The sequence below is a fragment of the Clostridium nigeriense genome (assembly GCF_050585265.1).
Classification (GTDB): domain Bacteria; phylum Bacillota; class Clostridia; order Clostridiales; family Clostridiaceae; genus Clostridium; species Clostridium nigeriense_B.
In genome coordinates this window covers 372692-393268 of the sequence record NZ_JBNOOE010000001.1, presented here as the reverse complement: position 1 = coordinate 393268, position 20577 = coordinate 372692, and the positions used below count along the sequence as shown (strand labels likewise).

General features: G+C 26.7%; 14 protein-coding genes and 1 pseudogene. 13 read left to right on the top strand and 2 right to left on the bottom strand.

All coding sequences use genetic code 11. The features are described 5' to 3' along the window. The first annotated feature begins 73 nt into the window (after positions 1–73). The 10 genes from ACQPVP_RS01400 to ACQPVP_RS01355 all read left to right on the top strand — a co-directional run bounded on the left by ACQPVP_RS01400 (position 74) and on the right by ACQPVP_RS01355 (position 15806). Entirely contained in the window at positions 74–1141 is a 1068-nt protein-coding gene (locus ACQPVP_RS01400) for a mannose-1-phosphate guanylyltransferase (protein WP_430846521.1), read from the top strand. Between the two features lie 211 nt (positions 1142–1352). Beyond that, complete coding sequence (locus ACQPVP_RS01395) at positions 1353–2870, top strand: type I restriction-modification system subunit M (RefSeq protein ID WP_430846519.1); 1518 nt, start codon at positions 1353–1355, stop codon at positions 2868–2870. Between the two features lie 12 nt (positions 2871–2882). After that, positions 2883–4136, top strand: a complete 1254-nt coding sequence (locus ACQPVP_RS01390) for a restriction endonuclease subunit S (RefSeq protein WP_430846517.1) — start codon at positions 2883–2885, stop codon at positions 4134–4136. An 18-nt stretch (positions 4137–4154) separates the two neighbouring features. Next, positions 4155–5357: a DUF6161 domain-containing protein gene (locus tag ACQPVP_RS01385; protein ID WP_430846515.1), complete on the top strand. Its 1203-nt coding sequence runs from the start codon at positions 4155–4157 to the stop codon at positions 5355–5357. Positions 5358–5386: 29 nt separating this feature from the next. Further along, entirely contained in the window at positions 5387–7504 is a 2118-nt protein-coding gene (locus ACQPVP_RS01380) for a Piwi domain-containing protein (RefSeq protein ID WP_430846513.1), read from the top strand. A 147-nt stretch (positions 7505–7651) separates the two neighbouring features. Beyond that, positions 7652–8458: a hypothetical protein gene (locus ACQPVP_RS01375; protein ID WP_430846511.1), complete on the top strand. Its 807-nt coding sequence runs from the start codon at positions 7652–7654 to the stop codon at positions 8456–8458. A gap of 106 nt (positions 8459–8564) precedes the next feature. Next, positions 8565–11759, top strand: a complete 3195-nt coding sequence (locus ACQPVP_RS01370) for a type I restriction endonuclease subunit R (protein WP_430846509.1) — start codon at positions 8565–8567, stop codon at positions 11757–11759. 43 nt (positions 11760–11802) lie between these two features. Further along, positions 11803–12261, top strand: coding sequence for a hypothetical protein (locus ACQPVP_RS01365; protein ID WP_430846507.1), 459 nt, complete (start codon positions 11803–11805; stop codon positions 12259–12261). Next, complete coding sequence (locus tag ACQPVP_RS01360; protein WP_430846505.1) at positions 12251–12967, top strand: M48 family metallopeptidase; 717 nt, start codon at positions 12251–12253, stop codon at positions 12965–12967. The genes ACQPVP_RS01365 and ACQPVP_RS01360 overlap by 11 nt, the downstream gene beginning before the upstream one ends. Positions 12968–13034: 67 nt before the next feature. Next, on the top strand, positions 13035–15806 hold the full coding sequence (locus tag ACQPVP_RS01355; protein ID WP_430846503.1) for a TrlF family AAA-like ATPase: 2772 nt from the start codon (positions 13035–13037) through the stop codon (positions 15804–15806). 344 nt (positions 15807–16150) lie between these two features. On the opposite strand, the gene ACQPVP_RS01350 is transcribed toward ACQPVP_RS01355, so the two are convergent. Both ACQPVP_RS01350 and ACQPVP_RS01345 read right to left on the bottom strand, forming a co-directional pair. Continuing rightward, entirely contained in the window at positions 16151–16645 is a 495-nt protein-coding gene (locus ACQPVP_RS01350; RefSeq protein ID WP_430846501.1) for a hypothetical protein, read from the bottom strand. Positions 16646–16882: 237 nt separating this feature from the next. Then, positions 16883–17308 carry a helix-turn-helix domain-containing protein gene (locus tag ACQPVP_RS01345; RefSeq protein WP_430846499.1) on the bottom strand — a complete coding sequence of 142 codons (426 nt, stop codon included), beginning with the start codon at positions 17306–17308 and terminating at the stop codon, positions 16883–16885. Between the two features lie 15 nt (positions 17309–17323). Between ACQPVP_RS01345 and ACQPVP_RS01340 the strand changes: the two are divergent. From ACQPVP_RS01340 to ACQPVP_RS01330, 3 genes and pseudogenes are all read left to right on the top strand, one after another. Then, positions 17324–17791 (top strand): annotated as a pseudogene (locus ACQPVP_RS01340) (mannose-1-phosphate guanylyltransferase); the annotation flags it as partial. Positions 17792–18185: 394 nt separating this feature from the next. Then, a complete protein-coding gene (locus ACQPVP_RS01335) occupies positions 18186–20267 on the top strand; it encodes a BglG family transcription antiterminator (protein WP_430846497.1) in 2082 nt (693 codons plus the stop codon). A gap of 15 nt (positions 20268–20282) precedes the next feature. Further along, the gene (locus tag ACQPVP_RS01330) at positions 20283–20570 is read left to right on the top strand and encodes a PTS sugar transporter subunit IIB (RefSeq protein ID WP_430840690.1); all 288 of its coding nucleotides are present in this window, start codon (positions 20283–20285) and stop codon (positions 20568–20570) included. Positions 20571–20577: the final 7 nt, after the last annotated feature.

The following is a 20577-nucleotide window of genomic DNA, read 5'->3' as shown; positions in this document are numbered from 1 at the left end:
ATTTTAGAGAATTTCACAAATTATTAATCTCGGCATAATATATAACATAGTATTTACATGGAGTTGAAAATTATTGATATACGGGCTAATATTAGCAGGGGGAAAAGGTACTAGACTTTATCCTTTATCTAGATCAGCAAGGCCTAAACAATTTTTAAAAGTTATTAATAACAAAAGTTTTCTGCAAAATACTGTAGATAGAGTATCACCATTAATTAATAAAGAAAATATTTATATAGTTACTAATAAGGAATATGAGGATAAAGTAAAAGTAGAACTAGACAACATCAATTCAAACAATATCTTTACAGAGCCAAGGAATAAGGAAACTGCAACATGCATAGGGTTATCGGCAGTAAAGCTTTTAAAACAAGATAATGATGCTATAATGGTTGTTTTACCTTCGGACCACCATATAGAAAATGAAAGATTGTATATTGAAACATTATCGCAAGCTGTTGAGATTGCAAATAAGAGAAGAGGTATTGTAACTTTAGGAATAACACCTGCAAGAGCTGAGACAGGTTATGGATATATAGAAATGGGTCAAAGACTTCAATCTGAAATACCTACTTATAAAGTAGCAAGATTTACAGAAAAACCAAACTTAGAAGTGGCAAAGGATTTCTTATTAAAAGGCAGTTATTTATGGAATTCTGGAATGTTTATATTTAGGGCAGATGTAATACTAAGGGAAATAGAAAAATATCTTCCTAAACTTTATAAATCCTTAATGGAAATCTATAAGCATATAGGGGAAGAGAATGAGGAAGAGGTTATTAATGAACAATATTCATTAATAGATGGAATATCTATAGACTTTGGTGTTATGCAAAAAACAAGAAAAGCCTATGTTATAAAAAGTGATTTTATTTGGGATGATATAGGAAGCTTTTCAGCTTTAAGTAGATATTTAGAAGAGGATAAAAATAATAAAGTTAGCGATAATGTATATCTTCAGGAAAGTGAAAATTGTGCAATATTTGGAGAAAAAAATTTTATTATTGGCTTTGGATTAAAGGATTTAATAGTTGTAGATGCTGGTGATGTGATTTTAATCATGGATAAAAATAAGGAGCAAGAAATTAAGCACTTATTAAATGATATAGTTAATGATAGAAGGTATGGAGATTTTATGTAAATAAAATTATCAATGAAAATGATAGTTTGTAAAAATTAAGGTTGTAATTTAGGCAGATGCTTAAGTTACAACCTTAATTTAATTTTAGAAATTTATAGGGTGATACACTTAACATAGTATATAAAAGTTATGATAAAATATATTTATATAACCAACAAGTAATACTAAGCATAAGGTGAGATTAAGAAATAAAATGAATGGAGATTAATTTATGGCTAAACTTACATTACAAGAATTAGAATCAAAGCTTTGGCAAAGTGCTGATATATTAAGAGGAGAATTAACGGGTGCAGAGTACAAAGATTATATATTTGGAATGCTATTTTTAAAAAGAATAAACGACGAATTTGATGAAGAAAGAGAAATTAGAAAACAAGAATTCATTGAAAATGGCTTAGAGGAAGATGAAATACAAGAACTTTTAGAAGACCCATCTATTTATGAAAGTTTCTTTGTTCCAGAGCAAGCAAGATGGTCAAAACTTAAAGATTTAACGTTAAATATTGGACCAGAATTAGATAAAGCTTTTAAAGCTATAGAAGATGAGCCTAAGAATTCAGAGCTTATAGGAGTATTAAGTACAACTAACTACAATGATAAGGAAAAGGTGCCGGATAAGAAGCTATCTCAGCTTTTAATACTTTTTAGTACGATAAATTTAGCAAATTCAAACTTAGCATCAGATGATATGCTTGGAGATGCTTATCAATATTTAATTAAACAATTTGCAGACCAAGGTGGTAAAAAAGGTGGAGAATTCTATACTCCAACAGAAGTAGTTAAGGTATTAGTTAATATATTAAAGCCAGAAGAAGGTGATAGAATCTATGACCCCACTTGTGGTTCGGGTGGTATGTTAATTCAAAGTATAGAGTATGTAAAAAAGCACGGTGGAAATCCAAAGAACTTAAGTCTTTTTGGTCAAGAAATAAACCTTTCTACATGGGCAATATGCAAAATGAACATGTTATTCCATGGTGCAAAAGGCGTAGATATACAAAAAGGTGACACTATAAGAGAACCTAAACATACAGAAGGTGGAGCTTTAAAGGTTTTTGATAAAGTGCTTGCTAACCCACCATTTTCATTAAAAAACTGGGGAGTTGAAGAAGCTCAAAGTGATGCTTTCCACAGATTTAATTATGGAATTCCACCAAAATCTTATGGAGATTTAGCTTTTGTTGAGCATATGTTATCAAGCTTAAACATGAAAGGAAAAATGGCATCAGTAGTGCCACATGGAGTATTATTTAGAGGTTCAGCAGAAGGAAAAATAAGAGCAGGATTTATTAATGATGATTTAATTGAAGCAGTAATAGGAATACCACAAAATATATTCTACGGAACAGGAATTCCAGCAGCTATACTTGTTTTAAATAAAGCTAAATCAGAAGAAAGAAAAGGAAAAATCCTATTTATAGATGGAAGTAACGATTTTGTTAAGGACGGAAATAAGAATAAACTTAGAGATGAAGATATAGAAAAGATAGTAAAAGCCTTTGATGCATTTGAAGATGTGGAAAAGTATGCGTCTGTTGTGGATATTGAAATAATAAAAGAAAATGATTGTAATTTAAATATAAGTAGATATGTTGATACTACTGAAGAAGAAGAGCAAGTAGATATTAGAAAGGTTTTAGAAGAAATATCAGAACTTGAAAATAAAGAAGCAGAAACTAAAGAAAAACTTAATGGATATTTAAAAGAACTTGGATTTGATGTACTGTAAGGTGGTGATTTAGTGAAGAAGGTAAGAGAAGGATATAAGATGACGGAATTTGGAGAGATACCAAGTGAGTGGAATATAAATTTGGTAAAAGATATTACAACAGAACATAAACAAGGGTATTATGCTAAAAATGATTACAATGATAATGGTACATATTTAATGAGAATTACTGACTTAAGAAATCAAAAAATAAATTTTAAGGAAATGCCAAGGATTGAAATAGACGATGACATATACGAACAATACAAAGTTGAGTTAGGTGATTTCTTATTTGCGAGGAGTGGGGCAATTGGAAGATATGGAATATATGATACAGAGGATTATCCACAAGCAGTATTTGCTTCTTATATAATAAGGTTTCGATTTAATACGAGTAACGTTAACAATAAATATTTTGGTTATTTTTATGAATCTAACTATTGCTTGAATCAATTGAAAGCAATAACTCAAGGAAGTTCAAATATTAATATAAATGCTAATAATATTAAAGATTTAAAGATATGTTTACCACCCTTAAAAGAGCAAGAAAAAATAGCTTTAATTCTATCAACTGTAGATGAGCAAATAGATAATGTAGATGAACTTATTCAAAAAAATAAAGAACTTAAAAAAGGACTAATGCAACAACTTTTAACTAAAGGAATTGGACATACAAAATTTAAAAAGACAGAGATTGGAGCGATTCCTGAAGAGTGGGAAGTTGTTAAATTAAGTAACTGTGCTAATATAATTGATTCCTTGCATGAAACTCCAGAATACTCTGAAAGTGGGTTTTCAATGATTAGAGTTATTGATGTTAATGGAAAAGCAATTGATACAAAATCAACAAATAAGGTTTGTGAAGAGGTGTATAAAAAGTTCACTAGAAAATATGAGCCACAAAAGGGGGACATTATTATGAGTAGAGTTGGTTCTTATGGATTAGTAAGCTATTTAAAGGATTCGGAAAAGGTATGTTTAGGACAAAATATTGTGGTTATTACTACAGAATTATATAAGAGATATTTATTTTATGTATTAAGTTCAGAGTATATAAAAAGAAATATTGAAAAGGTAACTGTTGGGTCTAGTCAAAAAACTTTAAGTTTAGCAAATATTAATGCTTTAAAAGTTCCAGTTCCAAGAATTCAAGAACAAAAAGAAATAGCTTTAATATTATCAGAAGTTGATAAAAGAATAGAAGAATATGAAAATAAGAAAGAAAAGTTAGAAGAACTTAAAAGAGGATTAATGCAACAATTATTAACAGGAAAAATTAGAGTTTAAAGTTAAAGGAGAGGTATAATGGGGGAAAAAGAGATTAATATAGATAAATATCTAGAAAATAAGGATACTAAAATTTTATTATTTCCAGAAAAAATAGAGAGAGAAATTACTACTATTAATCAGCTTAAGAATTTAATAGATGGAGAAGTTGAGTTTTGGAGTCAGTGCAATGAAGGAAAAGCAACCGAGATAAGAAATTATTTTAATAGTATAAAATCAGATTTAAATTATTTTTTTAATTCTTATAATCAAAATAATAAATATAATGCAGAAGATTATTTAAATAGAGTGCTAAATAATCTTAGATATAATAGATATCCATTAGTTTTTTCAGATACTCAAATAGGGAAATTTATATTAGAACAATATAGTGTTTCATATCAATATGCTAATGCAGCTATAGAGTATATATTTAATATTAGTAATAGCTTAAGTAATATTTCAAATAAGGAATATTTTAAAGGATTACTTGAAGCTTATAAATATACAAATCAAGAGATAGCATTTACTAAGTTAGAAGATAAGTTTGATGAAAGTATTTTAGATGTAAAAGGAAAAATAATAAAAACTCATGATAACTTATATAAAGTATCTAAGGAGTATCATCAAAATCTAGTACAATCATATAATGATTTTTCGGACGATATTAGTAATTGGAGAGATGAAATCAAAAGTGAAGTTGAAACTTATCTAAAGGATAAGGTTAATACATTTAAAGATTTAGAGATAGCATATAAAGAAAAGTTAAAATTAGAAGCTCCAATAGATTACTGGGATAAGTTATATAATGAGTATAATAAAAAGGGGAAAACTTGGACTGGAATAGCGGTATTTACTTCAGTAATTATGATGATGCTTTTAATGCTCATATTATATAATATACCAAGTCAACTAAATGTGAATTTGGAAAGTTTTAATCTTCAAAGTTTAAGAGCTACTTTAATTTTAGCATTACTAGTTTCAATTGGAATATATTTAATAAGATTATTTGTTAAGTTAGCATTAAGTTCATATCATTTATCTAGAGATGCTAAAGAGAGATATCAATTAACATATGTTTATTTATCTTTAATAAACGAAGGAAAAATATCTGAACAAGATAGAACTATTGTACTACAAGCTTTGTTTAGTAGAGCAGATACTGGATTATTAAAAGGAGATTCAAGTCCAACTTTACCAGATGGAATGCTTAATCAATTAACTAAAATGACTATGAATTAAATAATAAAAAATATAAAAGAGGGAATTTAATGAAAGAGTTTAATGTAATAACTGAATTTAAAAATGGTATTAATAGCAAAAGTATAGAAATATATATATACAAAATGAAGGTTAGAGATTTTGAAAAAAGGCATAATGAAAATTATGATGTAGTTAAAGAATTAATTAATTTAAATAATAATTCTACTATAGTATTTTATGAACAATATATTGCTTCTTTTAAAGAAATAGAAAAATGGGGAAGCGAACAATATATTAATGTAGAAAAAAGAGCTATTAATTTAGAAAGTAATGAAAAAAAGATACTAGAAAGATTATTATTAAAGGAAATAAAGGATAATATAGATAATAACAAGTATAAAGCAGTTAAGGATTCAATTTATATTAATAAATCAGTATATAATGAAAAGGGAATAAAAATAGATAGATATTTTAACTTAGATATTAATGTAGAAAGTACTGGAGATATAATTATAGGTTTTGATATAAGTCATAATTTTGAGTATATTAATACATTAGAGTATGAAATAAAAAATAATAATATAAAAATAGGGGATAGTGTTAAGGATTATTTTTATAATTCAACATATGAATATGTTGGTATAGCACCTTTTACTATAAGTGAAGAAAATGAATATATGGGCTGCTCAATAGTAGATTATTATGAAAATAAAAACCAGAGTTATATAGTAAATAAACTTCCAAAAGATATGAAGGCTGTATTAGTAAAAAATAATAAAAATACTATATTTCCGTACATACCAAGTAGGTTAAAGAAAGTATGTAGATTTGAGAATTTACCCCAAAATATACTTAGAGATTTCAATACTAGAGTTAAGCAAAAAACAAATGAAAAGATGCAGTTTATGGTTAATGAAGTTATAAATATAGTTAAAAATATTGAGCATATTGATGTTAAAAAGGAAAACATGATGTGTGATAATATTGGATATAAAATTAAAGATTTACAGCAACCAGATTTATTATTTGGCAATGCTAGAGCTCAAAAATATCCTTTATATGGACTTAAAAATTTTGGAGTATATGAAAATAAAAAAATAGAAATAAAATACTTTATAGACCCAATATTAGCTAAAAGTAAAATCAATTTAGAAAAGATATCTAAATTTGGTGATGAACTTGAAGAGTTTTCTAGTAAATTAGGAGTAGCATTAAATAGAGTCAAGCTTAATAATATAGTTAATTTTAAAGAGATAAGAATGGATAATGAAGATATCTTTAGTTATGAACTAAAGAGAATAGTATCTAATTATAATGAAACAACAATAGTTATCTTAAGTGAAGAAAATTTAAATAAGTATTATAATATTATAAAGAAAACATTCAGTGGTGGAAATGAGACTCCAACACAGTGTATTGGCTTTGATACTCTTAGTTATACTGAAAAAAATAAAGACAGTATTTTCTTAAATATATTATTAGGAGTATATGCTAAAAGTGGTATACAACCTTGGATTTTAAATGAAAAATTAAATTCAGATTGTTTTATAGGATTAGATGTAAGTAGAGAAAATAAGGTTAATAAAGCTGGGGTTATTCAGGTTGTAGGTAAAGATGGAAGAGTATTAAAAACTAAAGTTATTTCATCATCACAAAGTGGTGAAAAGATAAAATTAGAAACATTAAGAGAAATAGTTTTTGAAGCTGTAAATTCATATGAAAATACTTATAGATGTAAACCAAAGCATATTACATTTCATAGAGATGGAATAAGTAGAGAAGAACTTGAAAATTTAAAAAATACTATGAATAATTTAGGGGTAGAATTTGATTATATTGAGATAACTAAAGGAATTAATAGAAGAATAGCAACTATATCTAAAGGTGAAGAATGGAAAACAATTATGGGAAGATGCTATTATAAAGATGATTCAGCATATGTTTGCACAACTAAACCATATGAAGGAATGGGAATGGCACAACCAATAAGAATAAGAAGAGTATTTGGGTCTTTAGATATAGAAAAAATTGTTGAGGATGCATATAAATTAACTTTTATGCATGTAGGAGCAATAAATAAAATAAGATTACCAATAACAACTTATTATGCAGATTTAAGTTCAACTTATGGAAATAGAGATTTAATACCAACTAATATAGATACAAATTGTTTATATTTTATTTAATAATAAAAGTCACAGAGAAATCTGTGGCTTTTTGGAATTTAAAAATGTGATTAATTAATTAAGTTATGGTGTATAATTAAGATAGTATATTTGAAAACTTAATTTCAATTTTTATATAATTAAATATATAAGTATAAGGAAGATAATATGGATAAATTAAAGATAGAAGACACAGTGTTTTCACAAGCATTTGTTAAACAATTAAATGGAGTTAAAGAGATTTTTGGAATAAAAGGAACGAGTTTTAAACCATTAAGAGGAGATATAAAGGAAATACAGTTAGATAGACTTTCAGTAGACTTTATATATGAGGTTGATGATGAAAAACTTATACATTTTGAGTTTCAAAGCACAAAGAAGAATGATGACATATATAGATTTCAATTATATGATGCTCATTTAATTTCTCAATATAAAAAGCCAATTGAAACATATGTAATATATACAAATGATATTTTAAAGGTAAATAGTGAATTGGATTATGGCTCTATTAAATATAGGTTTAATCCAATTTATATGGGGAATTTTTCAGCGGAAAAGATATTAAATGACGTAAAAGAGAAATTAATAATAGGAAAAGAACTTACATTAACTGATATTGCATGGTTAGAATTTACTCCATTGATGGATAGTAAAATTAGTAAAGATAAAGTAATAGAATCTTCACTAGAATTAAGTACAGATATTAAGGATAAAGAAGTGAAAATTCAATGTCAAACTATTTTATTATCATTGGCATTAAAGTTTAATGTTGAAATTAGTGATGAATTAGGGAGGAAGATACGTATGTCACCATTAGGTCAAAAAATATTTAATGAAGGGCAATTAGAAAAACAAAAAGAAATAGCTAAAAATTTAATGGATATATTAAATGATGAAATGATTGCTAAGAAGTGTGATTTATCATTAGATGAGGTAAAAAAACTTAGAAAAGAATATGAAGAAAATAAATAATAATGAGTCATAGAGAAATCTATGGCTTTTTTGTTTACAAAATAAGGCTAATAATTGTAAAATAGTGTATAATTAAAGTGGGATTATAGAGGTTAGGAGGAATGGAATGTCGTACTTAGGAAATGAAGAAACTTTAGTAGAACTACCAGCTATTGAATATTTAGAGAATAAATTAGGATACAATTTTATTCATGGAAAAGAATTGACTCCTGAAAGTGGAGCAAGGGATTCTTTAGCTGATGTTGTATTGGTAGATAGATTAAGAGTAGCATTGAAAAAACTTAATCCTTGGATGGATGAAGATAATTTAGATAAATCAATAAAATATATTAGTAGAGCTGATAATTTAGGAACAGGCTTATTAGAGATAAATGAAAAAATTTATGATGCTCTTGTGGATTTTAAATTTACAGTCAAGCAAGACTTATATGGGAATGGTCAAAAGAAGAATCAAACTGTACATTTTATAGATTGGGAAGAGCCTTATAATAATGATTTTTTAGTAGTTCGCCAATTTGAAGTTCAAACTTTAAGTGGAAAGTCTATTTTTCCTGACATAGTTATTTTTATAAATGGTATTCCAGTAGTTGTTTTAGAAGCTAAGTCTCCTTTTTTAGAAAAGGGAAACAATGAAAGTATTGGAAAGAAACAAGCCTTTGAGCAATTAAGAAGATATATGAATGTTAGAGATGAGGCTTTAGGAGAAGGAGCTCCAAGATTATTTTACAGTAACTTTTTTACTGGAATTTTAAATAGATATAATGCTTATGTTGGAACAATAAGTTCAAGATATAATCATTATTTACAATGGAAGGACCCATATCCATTTAAGAAAGAGAAAATAGAAAATTACAAGGATTGTGGACAAAATATTTTTATTCAAGGGTTTTTAGAAAAGAAAAATTTACTTGATTTAATGAGAAACTTTATTGTTTTTGAAGCTGATAATGGAGCCATTATTAAAAAGGTTTGTAGATATCAACAATTTAGAGCAGTTAATAAAGCTATAGATAGAATTGAAAACGGTAAAGACAAGCTTTCTAGAGGTGGTGTTGTTTGGCATACTCAAGGCTCAGGTAAGTCATTAACTATGGTATTTTTAGCAAGGAAGATTAAGCGAACTAATGGGTTAAAGGATTCTACTATAGTAGTAGTTACAGATAGGATAGACCTTGATAAGCAGATATTTGGAACATTTAATAGAACTTTATCAAAGATTACGACACCAGTTAGAGCAGATAAGATTGAATATATGAAAAGTTTATTATCTAATCCACAGCCACAAATAATAATGACAACTATTCAGAAGTTTCAAAATGAAACTGAAGAGAAAGCAGTATTATTTGATGGTAAGAAGACTATTCAAAAATATGCTGTTGAGTATCCTGTTTTAAGTACAAAACAAAATATTATTGTTTTAGCAGATGAGGCTCATAGAAGTCAATATAAAGATACAGCATCAAATATGAGAATAGCGTTACCTAATGCTGTGTTTATTGGATTTACAGGAACTCCAATAGATAAAGAAGATAAATCAACAAAAAGAACTTTTGGAGAATATATAGATAAATATTCTATTAAATCAGCAGTTGATGATGGAGCTACAGTTAAAATTGTATATGAAGGAAGAAGACCAGATTTGCAAGTAGTTGGTGAATCTTTAGAAGAGTTATTTGACGAAGCTTTTGATGATAAAAGTGATGAAGAAAAAACGGCAATAAAACAAAAATATGCTACTAAAAGGGCAGTTGTAGAATCAGAAGGAAGAATAAATGATATAGTAGTAGATTTACTACATCATTATAAAGAACAAATACTTCCTAATGGATTTAAAGCTCAAATAGTATGTGTATCAAGAGAGGCTTGTGTTAAGTATTATAATGCTTTAAATAAGCATATGAAAAATATATTAGGAGAAGGCTTTGAAGCTAAGGTAATATTCTCAGGTAATAATAATGACCCAGTGCATTTAAAGAAGCACTTTACAACAAAAGCACAGCAAGATGAGTTAATAAATCGCTTTAAACAGCCCTTAAATAAAGATAAATTAAGTTTTTTAATAGTTAAAGATATGTTATTAACAGGATTTGATGCTCCAATTGAGCAAGTCATGTATCTCGATAGACCATTAAAGGAACATACTTTATTACAAGCAATAGCAAGGGTAAATAGAACTTATACTAAAGAGGTAGAACCAACACTTGAGACTAGCATAGTGAAAAAAGGAAATATAACAAAACAATGTGGATATGTAGTTGATTACTATGGAATATCTAATTATCTTGAAGAAGCATTAGCTATATTTGATAAAGAGGAATTAGGTAAGCCTATGGATTCATTAGATGATTTATATAATGAGATGCTAGCTTATAGAGAAGCTATAATGAGCATGTTTAGAGGAATAAATAAAAATGACTTAGATGCATTAGTTAATAAAATTGAGCCAGAGGATAAAAGAGCAGAGTTTGAACTTATGTATAAAAAATTCTCAGGAGCAGTAGAGAGTCTATTACCTAGACATGTAGATACAGATATATTAAATGATTTAAAATGGCTTTCATATATTAGAGCAGCAGCTAAAGCTAAATTTAATCCAAGTGATTCAATAGATATCTCTGACTGTGGAGAAAAGGTTAGAGAAATAATAGAAAATCACTTAACATCATTAGGAGTTAAAGCCTGGATTGCTCCAATAACTTTATTTGAAAAAGACTTTAAGTCTAAGATTAATACATTAAAGTCAGATGAAGCCAAGGCATCAGCTATGGAGCATGCTATAAAGCATACTATAAATATTAAAATGAAAGAAAATCCAGCTTATTATGAATCATTATTGGAAAGACTTCAGAAGATATTAGAAGAAACTAAAATTAATTGGATTGAAAGAAAGAAAAGACTTGAAGAGTTTATAAATAATGATGTAGAACAAGGTGCTACAGATGAAGCTAGCAATTTAGGACTTGATGAGAAAGAATTTGCTTTTTTTAAGATAGTTAAAAAGTATCTAGACGAAGATAGTGATGGAGAAGCAGATTTTGTTGCAAAGGAAGATAAGGAAGCATATGTAAGTAATGAAACCATAGAGTTATCAAAAGAAATAGCTAAAGATGTTAAAAATGTAGTTAAAGACAACTATATGATTGATTGGGTTACTAATCCCACTAAGACAAATGATATTCAAAGAGCTATAAAACTTATGTTAATTAAGAAATATGCTAAGAGGTTATCTAGAGATGTTAGAGAAAAAATAATGGAACCATTGCTTAATTTGGCTAAGATACATTTTGATGTTTTAAATTAGGTAAAAATAATAAAGTTAGTTTAGGTTGAAAGGGTTTTCTAATATGATATCAAAAGAAATTATAAATATAAAAGCTAATATATCTTTTAATGTTTATGAAATTAGTACTTTGAAAAAAGAAATTGAGAATTTAAATATCACTAGAGAAAAATTTTTTGAACAGTTTAAGGAGATAGTGATAGATAAAAATTATAAAAATTATTGCTTTAGTTGTGAAGAAAATATAAGTTCATCAGATGAGTTTTGCATCAGGTGTGGATGGTATAAATGTAGTTGGTGCAAGAGCTGTGGATGTAATTATATGAACTCAAGTGTTAGTAGTAGATATAAACGCATTTTAAAAAATAATATGGAAGCGAAAAGATTAAAAGAGCAAATTGAGAAAATAGATGATAAGAAAAATTTTTATAACAAACAAATACAGGATATAAGAAGTGATATAGATTCTTATCGTAGAAAAATAAATAAATTCATTAAAAATGGAGTTAAAAATGAAACTTAAGATAAAATACGGAACAAAAGATATAGAGTTCAGTGTTGAATTTAGAAATAGAAAAACAGTAAGTCTTTCAGTAGAGCCACCTAACAATATTTTAGTAGTGGCTCCCGTTGGAACTTCAGAAGAAGAGATAAAAAAATTAGTTAAGTCAAAAGGCAGTTGGATAGTTCAAAAACTTTTTGAATTTAGGAACATAGAAGCTAAAAGAGTTAATAGGGAGTTTGTAAATGGAGAATCTTTTATGTATTTGGGAAGAAATTATTCCTTACAAATACATGTAGATGAAACTTTACAGAATAACGCAAAAGTTAAACTTTTCAGAGGGAAATTCCATGTTTATGTTAAGGAGAAAAATGATGAGCTTATTAAAGAAGCAATGGAAGCTTGGTATAGAGAAAAGACTGAAGAGCAAGTAAGGAAAAGAATTAGGTATTATCAGAAGTTTTTTGATATAAAACCAAGTGATGTTAAAGTTAAGGAACAGAAGAAAAGATGGGCTAGCTGTACATCAAATAATGAACTTCTATTTAATTGGAGATGTGCAATGGCAAAGTCTACGGCTTTAGATTATATTGTGGTGCATGAGATGTGCCATATGTACTATAAGAATCATTCACAGCTGTTCTGGGATTTAGTTGCTTCTGTTATGAGTGATTATGAAATAAGGAAAGAATGGCTTAGGGATTATGGTATAAGAATGGATTTGTAATTTATAATATGTCAGAAAAAAAATATTGATTAGCATATAATCAAATAAAATGGAAAAGAGGGGTCATATGAAAATACATTATAAAGGTAATAGATGGTATAAGTGTGATTTACATTTACATACACCAGCCAGCAAATGTTTTATAGATGATGGAGTTACACCAGAAATCTTTATAGAGGAGGTTAAGAAAAAGGGATTAGAGTGTATTGCTATAACGGACCATAATACCGCAGAATGGATAGACAAAATTAGGGATATTGCTAAAATGGAATCTATATTTGTTTTTCCAGGAGTAGAAATAACTTGTAGTGATAGTAAAGTTCACTTATTAATTTTATTTGATACTGAAGCAAAAGTTATTGATATTGAAGATTTTATAAGAGATTCAGGAATTAGTAGAGGAGAGTTTGGTAAGCAAACAGCTCATTCTAATAAAAGTGTTATTGAAATATCTCAAATGGCTGATAAAGCTGGAGCAATAGTTATTCCAGCGCATATAGATTGTTTCAGTGGATTGTCAGAAGTTAGTTTTCAAACACAAAATGATTTTTTAAACTTAGATAATATTAGAGTAGTGCAGATGGTAAACAAAGAATTAATTACAAGTGATATAAATACAGTAAATTTGGATGAATTACATAATATTTTAGAAGCAAAATATAATGGTATTTCAAAAGAAACGGTCGATAGTTATATAAAGTGTGTAAAATTATGCAAAAGTAAAAATAAAGGAATACTTACATTTTCAGATAATCCTTCATTGGAAGATAGTTCTAAGCATGGACTATGGGGAATTGGAAATGAGTATTCTCTTATTAAGATGGGGGAAAAACCTACATTAGAAGGGTTGAGGCAAGCTTTTTTATTTCCTGAAATTAGAATAAAAAATTATTTTAATATAGATTCGAAAAACAAATTATTACCAGAGGTATGGATAAATAAAGTTATTGTTAAAGATATTGAGTTATTATCAGAAGCAGAATTAGAAGTTGATTTTAATCCGCATCTTAATACTATTATAGGGGGTAGGGGAAGTGGAAAATCTACAATTATTAGATTTTTAACAGGAATATTTGCAGAAGAAACAAGAATAGGAACAGATGAAGTTTCGCACGAGTTTAAGAGGTTTTATAGTATTGGAAATGGTGATACTGGAGTATTGAGAGAAACAACTCAAGTTATAGTTGAAATAATTAAGAATAATAATAAATATAGAATCATGGCAAGTGACTTTAAGAGTGATGGAAAAAGTAAAAAAACTATTGAAAAATATAATAAAGATAAGGAAATATATGAGGGGATAGATGATGTTAGTGTAGAAGATTTATTTTCTATAGATATATACAACCAAAAACAAATATATAATTTGTCAAGAAATCCAAATATTCTTAGGGAAAAAATAGATTCGTTAATCAGCTCAATTAATGAACCAAAATTAAATGCTAATAAATATATGTCTGAATATAAAACAAAGTATTCATTTGTGAAGCAGCTTGAAACAGAAGTAAGTATGAAGACGAAGATTATATTAGACTTAAAAGATATTGAAGAAAAAATTGATTTATATAGGGATAGTGGAATTAATGAAATATTAAAAAAATATGAACATTTTAATAAACAGAAAAGTGTATTAGATGAATTTGAAAAGGTATTAGAAAATAATATTAATAATATTAAGCCTATTTATGAAAAATTTAATTTGAAGCCTATAAATTGTGATGATATTGATGAAACTTTTAGGGATGAAATTAAAGGTATATTGAATAATAAGAAGGAAAAATTTAATGAATACAAAATAGAATTTAAACAATTCATTGAAAAAATAGAGTCTTTAAATAATGATTATATTCAGAATATAAAAGATAGTAGCTGGTATAGTGAATATAGCAATATATCTAATGAATATAATAAGGGGATATTGTTGTTGAAAACAGAAGGAATAGATGTTAAGGCTATTAATGATTTGTTAGAAAAACAAAAAAATAAGAAAAAAGAATTGATAAGATTAACAGAAATAGAGAATTCCCTTATTGAAAAATATAATGAGCTTAATGTATTAAGGGATAATTATATTAAAGTTAAGAATGAAATATATAAATTAAGAAAAAAAGAGATAGATAACTTACTTTCAGATACTAACATAAAAGTAAAATTCAAAAAGTTTAGAGATTATAATAATTTTATAGAACAGTTTAGAAAGATTATACAAAGACCTAATAAGTTTGATTTAGACGTGGAGAAAATAGCTAAAAAATGTTTTGAGGGAGATATTGAAAAAAATTTAAAAGTATTAGTAAAAGATATTACAAAGATAAAAAATACAAAAGAGGGTAATAGTGAATATACAGCTAAGTTCAATAATGTGCTAAGAGAGTTAAATGATGAGCAAATAGCTACTTTAAATTTACTTTTACCAGAAGATGATATACAGATACAATATAAACCAAATTTATCATCAGAATATAAATCACTAGTAAATGCATCTGCTGGACAAAAAACATCAGCAATGTTAACTTTTATTTTATCAGATGGGACAACCCCTCTTATATTAGACCAACCAGAAGATGATTTAGATAATCACTTAATCACAGATTTAGTTGTCGAAAGACTTAAGATATGTAAAAATAAAAGGCAAATAGTAGTTGTTACGCATAATGCTAATATTCCTGTAAATGGAGATGCAGAATTAGTAGTTACTATGAATTCTCAATCTAAAGATGTAGAAATATTTACATCTGGAACAATAGAAGAAAAACTAGTTAGAGAAGAAATTTGTAACGTAATGGAAGGTGGAACGAAAGCTTTCAAGATGAGAGCAAGTAGATATTCATTAGGTTAAAGGAATATTATAAAGCAGATAATAAATTATAAAAAAATATAAAGTAGATGAAGTTATTACAATTATAGATAAAGAAAATAATTATAATTAAAAAATTAGGTAATTGAGCGGTTGTGGTATACCACAACCACTCAATTACCTAAAGTAAAATATTAAAAAGAAAAAGAAAATAGATAAGGAATTAACTTAAATATTTTCTCTTTTTTTATTGAAATATAGAATTACTTGTAATATTTAATGATTTATCTCTGTTTTAAACTGATATTGATAATTAAAAGTATAAAAATGGATAGATAATTTATTAACTTTTAATTGGTAATAGTTTAATATTTTGAACTAACCACCTATTGTTTTGTCTCTGTAATGCTAGACTTTTTTGCGCCAAGACACATAACGATAATTGGCAAGCTGCCAAATACAAGCATAATGTAAGGATTAGTGGCAGTTATTTCATAAACTAGGGACATACAGTATCCATAATATAAACTATACCACTGCCATAATTCTGAATTTAGTAGAATTTGAGTTCCACTTGTTAAATCAGTATAAAATGCAGTCAACCATAGTACCATACCTATTAAGCCAATTATACTAAATGATAAGATGTTTTTTATGATAGATAATTGATTGGTTAAAAACTTCCTACTGAAATGATAGTATAAAAATAATGAAACTATAATAATTAAAACAGAAACTCTAAGCATAGCAACATGATGTTGATTAGCAGCTTCCTCAGATACCCACTTCGCAGAAGAATTATGAAAAAGCATTGAAAATATAAATGAGAATATGCTAATCACTATATGAATTAATAGAGCCTTAATATTATTTTTAATCATTTTTATCCACTCCTAAAATTAATGAATATACAAAAGCACTTATTACTCAATATAATACAATTGAGTAATAATATATATTTTTATTATACATTTATAGTGGAATATAATTCCACTATAAATGGGAATAATATCCCCTTTTTAAAAAATTAATAATTACCAACATTCAAATAAAACATAGTCAATGAGTTAAGTTTTGAAGTATAAATAATTTTATTGAATTGTTTAATAAATATAAGGCTATTTAATTACATTCATTAATTGAGAAAATTGCTTTCTAGTAGGATATTTTTTATTGTTTTCAATTAATCCTATTGTAACTGGACTAAGCCTTGTAAGTTTAGCAAATTCCTTTTGATTAAGGTTAAAAGACAATCTATAATTTAGTATTATTTTTGAAAAGTTTTTGCTAAGTATAAATCTATAATATTTATCATAGAGCTTCTTAGGTGGAACTTGTATAAGGTCACAAAATTTTATGAAGTCAGGTGGTTTTAAATATCCTTCATCAAATTCTAATTTAGGATTTTCACTAAGAAATATATTTATTGCATTATAAAATTCTTCTAATGTGACTCCAAGAGCAGAAGATTTATCAAAATACTTTTCATAAAGATTGAGTCTATTAGCCTCTTGGAAGAGATTAAATTCTAGGTGTACAAGCATCGCAAGGGGGTCAAGCGAGCTGATGTAATACTAAGGGAAATAGAAAAATATCTTCCTAAACTTTATAAATCCTTAATGGAAATCTATAAGCATATAGGGGAAGAGAATGAGGAAGAGGTTATTAATGAACAATACTCATTAATAGATGGAATATCTATAGACTTTGGTGTTATGCAAAAAACAAGAAAAGCCTATGTTATAAAAAGTGATTTTATTTGGGATGATATAGGAAGTTTTTCAGCTTTAAGTAGATATTTAGAAGAGGATAAAAATAATAAAGTTAGCGATAATGTATATCTTCAGGAAAGTGAAAACTGTGCAATATTTGGAGAAAAAAATTTTATTATTGGCTTTGGATTAAAGGATTTAATAGTTGTAGATGCTGGTGATGTGATTTTAATCATGGATAAAAATAAGGAGCAAGAAATTAAGCACTTATTAAATGATATAGTTAATGATAGAAGGTATGGAGATTTTATGTAAATAAAATTATCAATGAAAATGATAGTTTGTAAAAATTAAGGTTGTAATTTAAGTGTAGGCTTAAGTTACAGCCTTAATTTAATTATTGAAGGTAATTAGATAATAATGGGATAAATAATTAAAAAATCGATAATTGAAAATATTTGTTAAAAAGTGTATAATTTAGGTTGAAATTGTGATATATGTGGGGATAAATTAATGAAAATTATAAAGTTTAAAAATCAATTTTTAAATCTGATTAAATATATATTCAATTTTTGTTTTAATATGGAACAAAAGTTGAACTTAAATGAAATTGAAAACGATAAACTTATGAAATAAAATAAGTATTGAGGAGGTGATTAAAAGATATAAGAAAAAATTAATCTTAATAAGAAAGTAGGGATTAATAAAAGTGGATAAAGAAATTGTATCAATTCTTCAAATTTTACTAAATAGTACATTAATTACTGCAGATAGGTTACAAGAAGAATCTAACTCATCAAAAAGGCAAATTAATTACAGAATAGATAAAATTAATGACATGCTTAAAAGTAAAAATGTACCGCTTATATATCTAAAAACTGATAAGGATACTGTTGTTAGAAAAGAAACAAAGAATGCAATTAAAGAGATTCTTGAAAATAATTATTCTAAGAATACGTATTACTTTAGTAAATCAGAAAGACTTTTGTATATGTATTTAATGCTTTTTATTAACTTAGGAGATATTTCAATTAATCATTTTATAGATTCTCTAAAAGTAAGTAGATCAACTGTAAATCTTGATTTTAAGGATTTAATTCCATATCTTAGTGAAAAAGGTATTGAAGTTAAAAATAATCGTATAAATGGATATTACTTAAATGGATCTGAGATAGAAATTAGAAGAGTTCTTATCAAAAAGATTATAGAAACCTTAGCTAATGAGAATAGTTCAAGAGTACTTGATATTTTTATTGAAGAATATAAATTAGAGCAGTTTGAAGAAGCTAAAAAAGTTATATTAAAGCTTGTTGAAAAATACCAAATTACTTTTGTAGAAGATAGATTAACAGAATTTATATACATATTTATTTTTATAAAAGCTAGAATGCATTCTGATGATTTGAATAATTCAGAATGTGAAGATATTCCTAGTGTTAAAGCTATGAGTTCAATGAAGGAATACAAGTTTTCTAAGGAACTATTAGAAGTATATGATAATAAAGAAAATATAAAGTCTTATGATGTAATGTATATTAGCGCTTGGGTTTTAGGTATATCAGTAGGAAATTATGAAGAGGATACAGAAGATAGGGCTGCTATTTCAGAGATTGTAAATAAAATTATGAAAAAGTTTGGATATTTAAGTGGGGTTTACTATGTAAGCCAAGAAAAAATATTTAAACAAATATATGCTCATTTTAGACCAGCTTATTATAGACTTTTATTTAAATTACCTGTTTATAATCCTATTTGCGAAAAGGTAAAAGAGGAATATAGATTAGTTTACAAAATTGTAAGTAATGCAATGAAAGATTTTGGTGATTTATTTGGAGAAGAAATTCAAGATGAAGAGATATCATATTTGACAATGCATTTTGCAACTATTTTTTCTGATAAAAAAGATTTTTATGATTTTAAAAAAAGAGTTGCAGTAATAGCTTGTTCAAATGGTGTTGGAAGTTCAGCTATATTATATAAGGAACTTACAAATTTATTCTCTGATCTACATTTTCTACCTCCTATGGAATTATCAGAAGTGAAAAAGCTTAATAAAGATATAGATATTATATTTACTACAAATTACAACTCAGAGGGTTTAGACATAGATGTACCAGTGATTAAAGTTAGTCCCGTTATGACAGCAAAAGAAAAATATAATATTACAAGAGAAGTATATATTCAATTAGGTGATATTTTTTTAAGACAACCTAAAATAGACGAGGTTATTGGAATAATAAAGAAATATGCAAAAATAACGTCAGAAAGTATGCTTTCAAGCGAATTGTTAGCGTATTTTACACAAATAGAGAATTTTAAATCTAATGAAGGAGATGGGCCTATGCTAAGTGAAATAACTAATGAAAGGTTAATAAAATTAAAGGTAAAAGCAAAAGATTGGGAAGATGCCATAAGACAATCGGCAGCAGCTTTGGTTGAAGATAATAAAGTAACTAAAGAGTATGTTGATGCTATGGTTAATACAGCAAAAGAATCTGGGCCATATATTGTAATTACAAAGCATGTTGCACTTCCACATGCTAGACCAGAAGCAGGAGCAAAGGATATTTCCATAGGAATAGCTACATTAGAAAATCCAGTTGAATTTGGAAATGAGGAAAATGATCCTGTAAAGTATGTATTTTGTCTAAGTGCAATAGATAATAGCAGTCATTTAAGAGCTATGTCTGAGTTAGTTGAATTATTAGAAAATGAAGAATTCTTTAGAGTTTTAGATAATGCTAAAGATCCTAAAGAAATTATTAATTTTATAAAAAAATATGAAGTATAATTGGAGGAATTAATTATGTACAAATTATTAATCGCATGTAGAGCAGGAGTTGGCTCAAGTTTAATGTTAAAAATAAAAACTCAACAAGTTATTAATGAAAATAACTTTCCAATACAAGTAGAACACGGTTCTTTAGATTCTTTAAATGGATTTAATGGAGATGCTGTAGAAACATTAGTAGATGTTGCTGAAGAATTAAAAGGTAAGAATTTAAAATTCGATATAATTGGAATTAATAATATTGTTGATCGTAATGAAATTAAAACAGCATTAGAAAAATTCCTTGCTTCAAAAGAAAAATAAAGTTAAT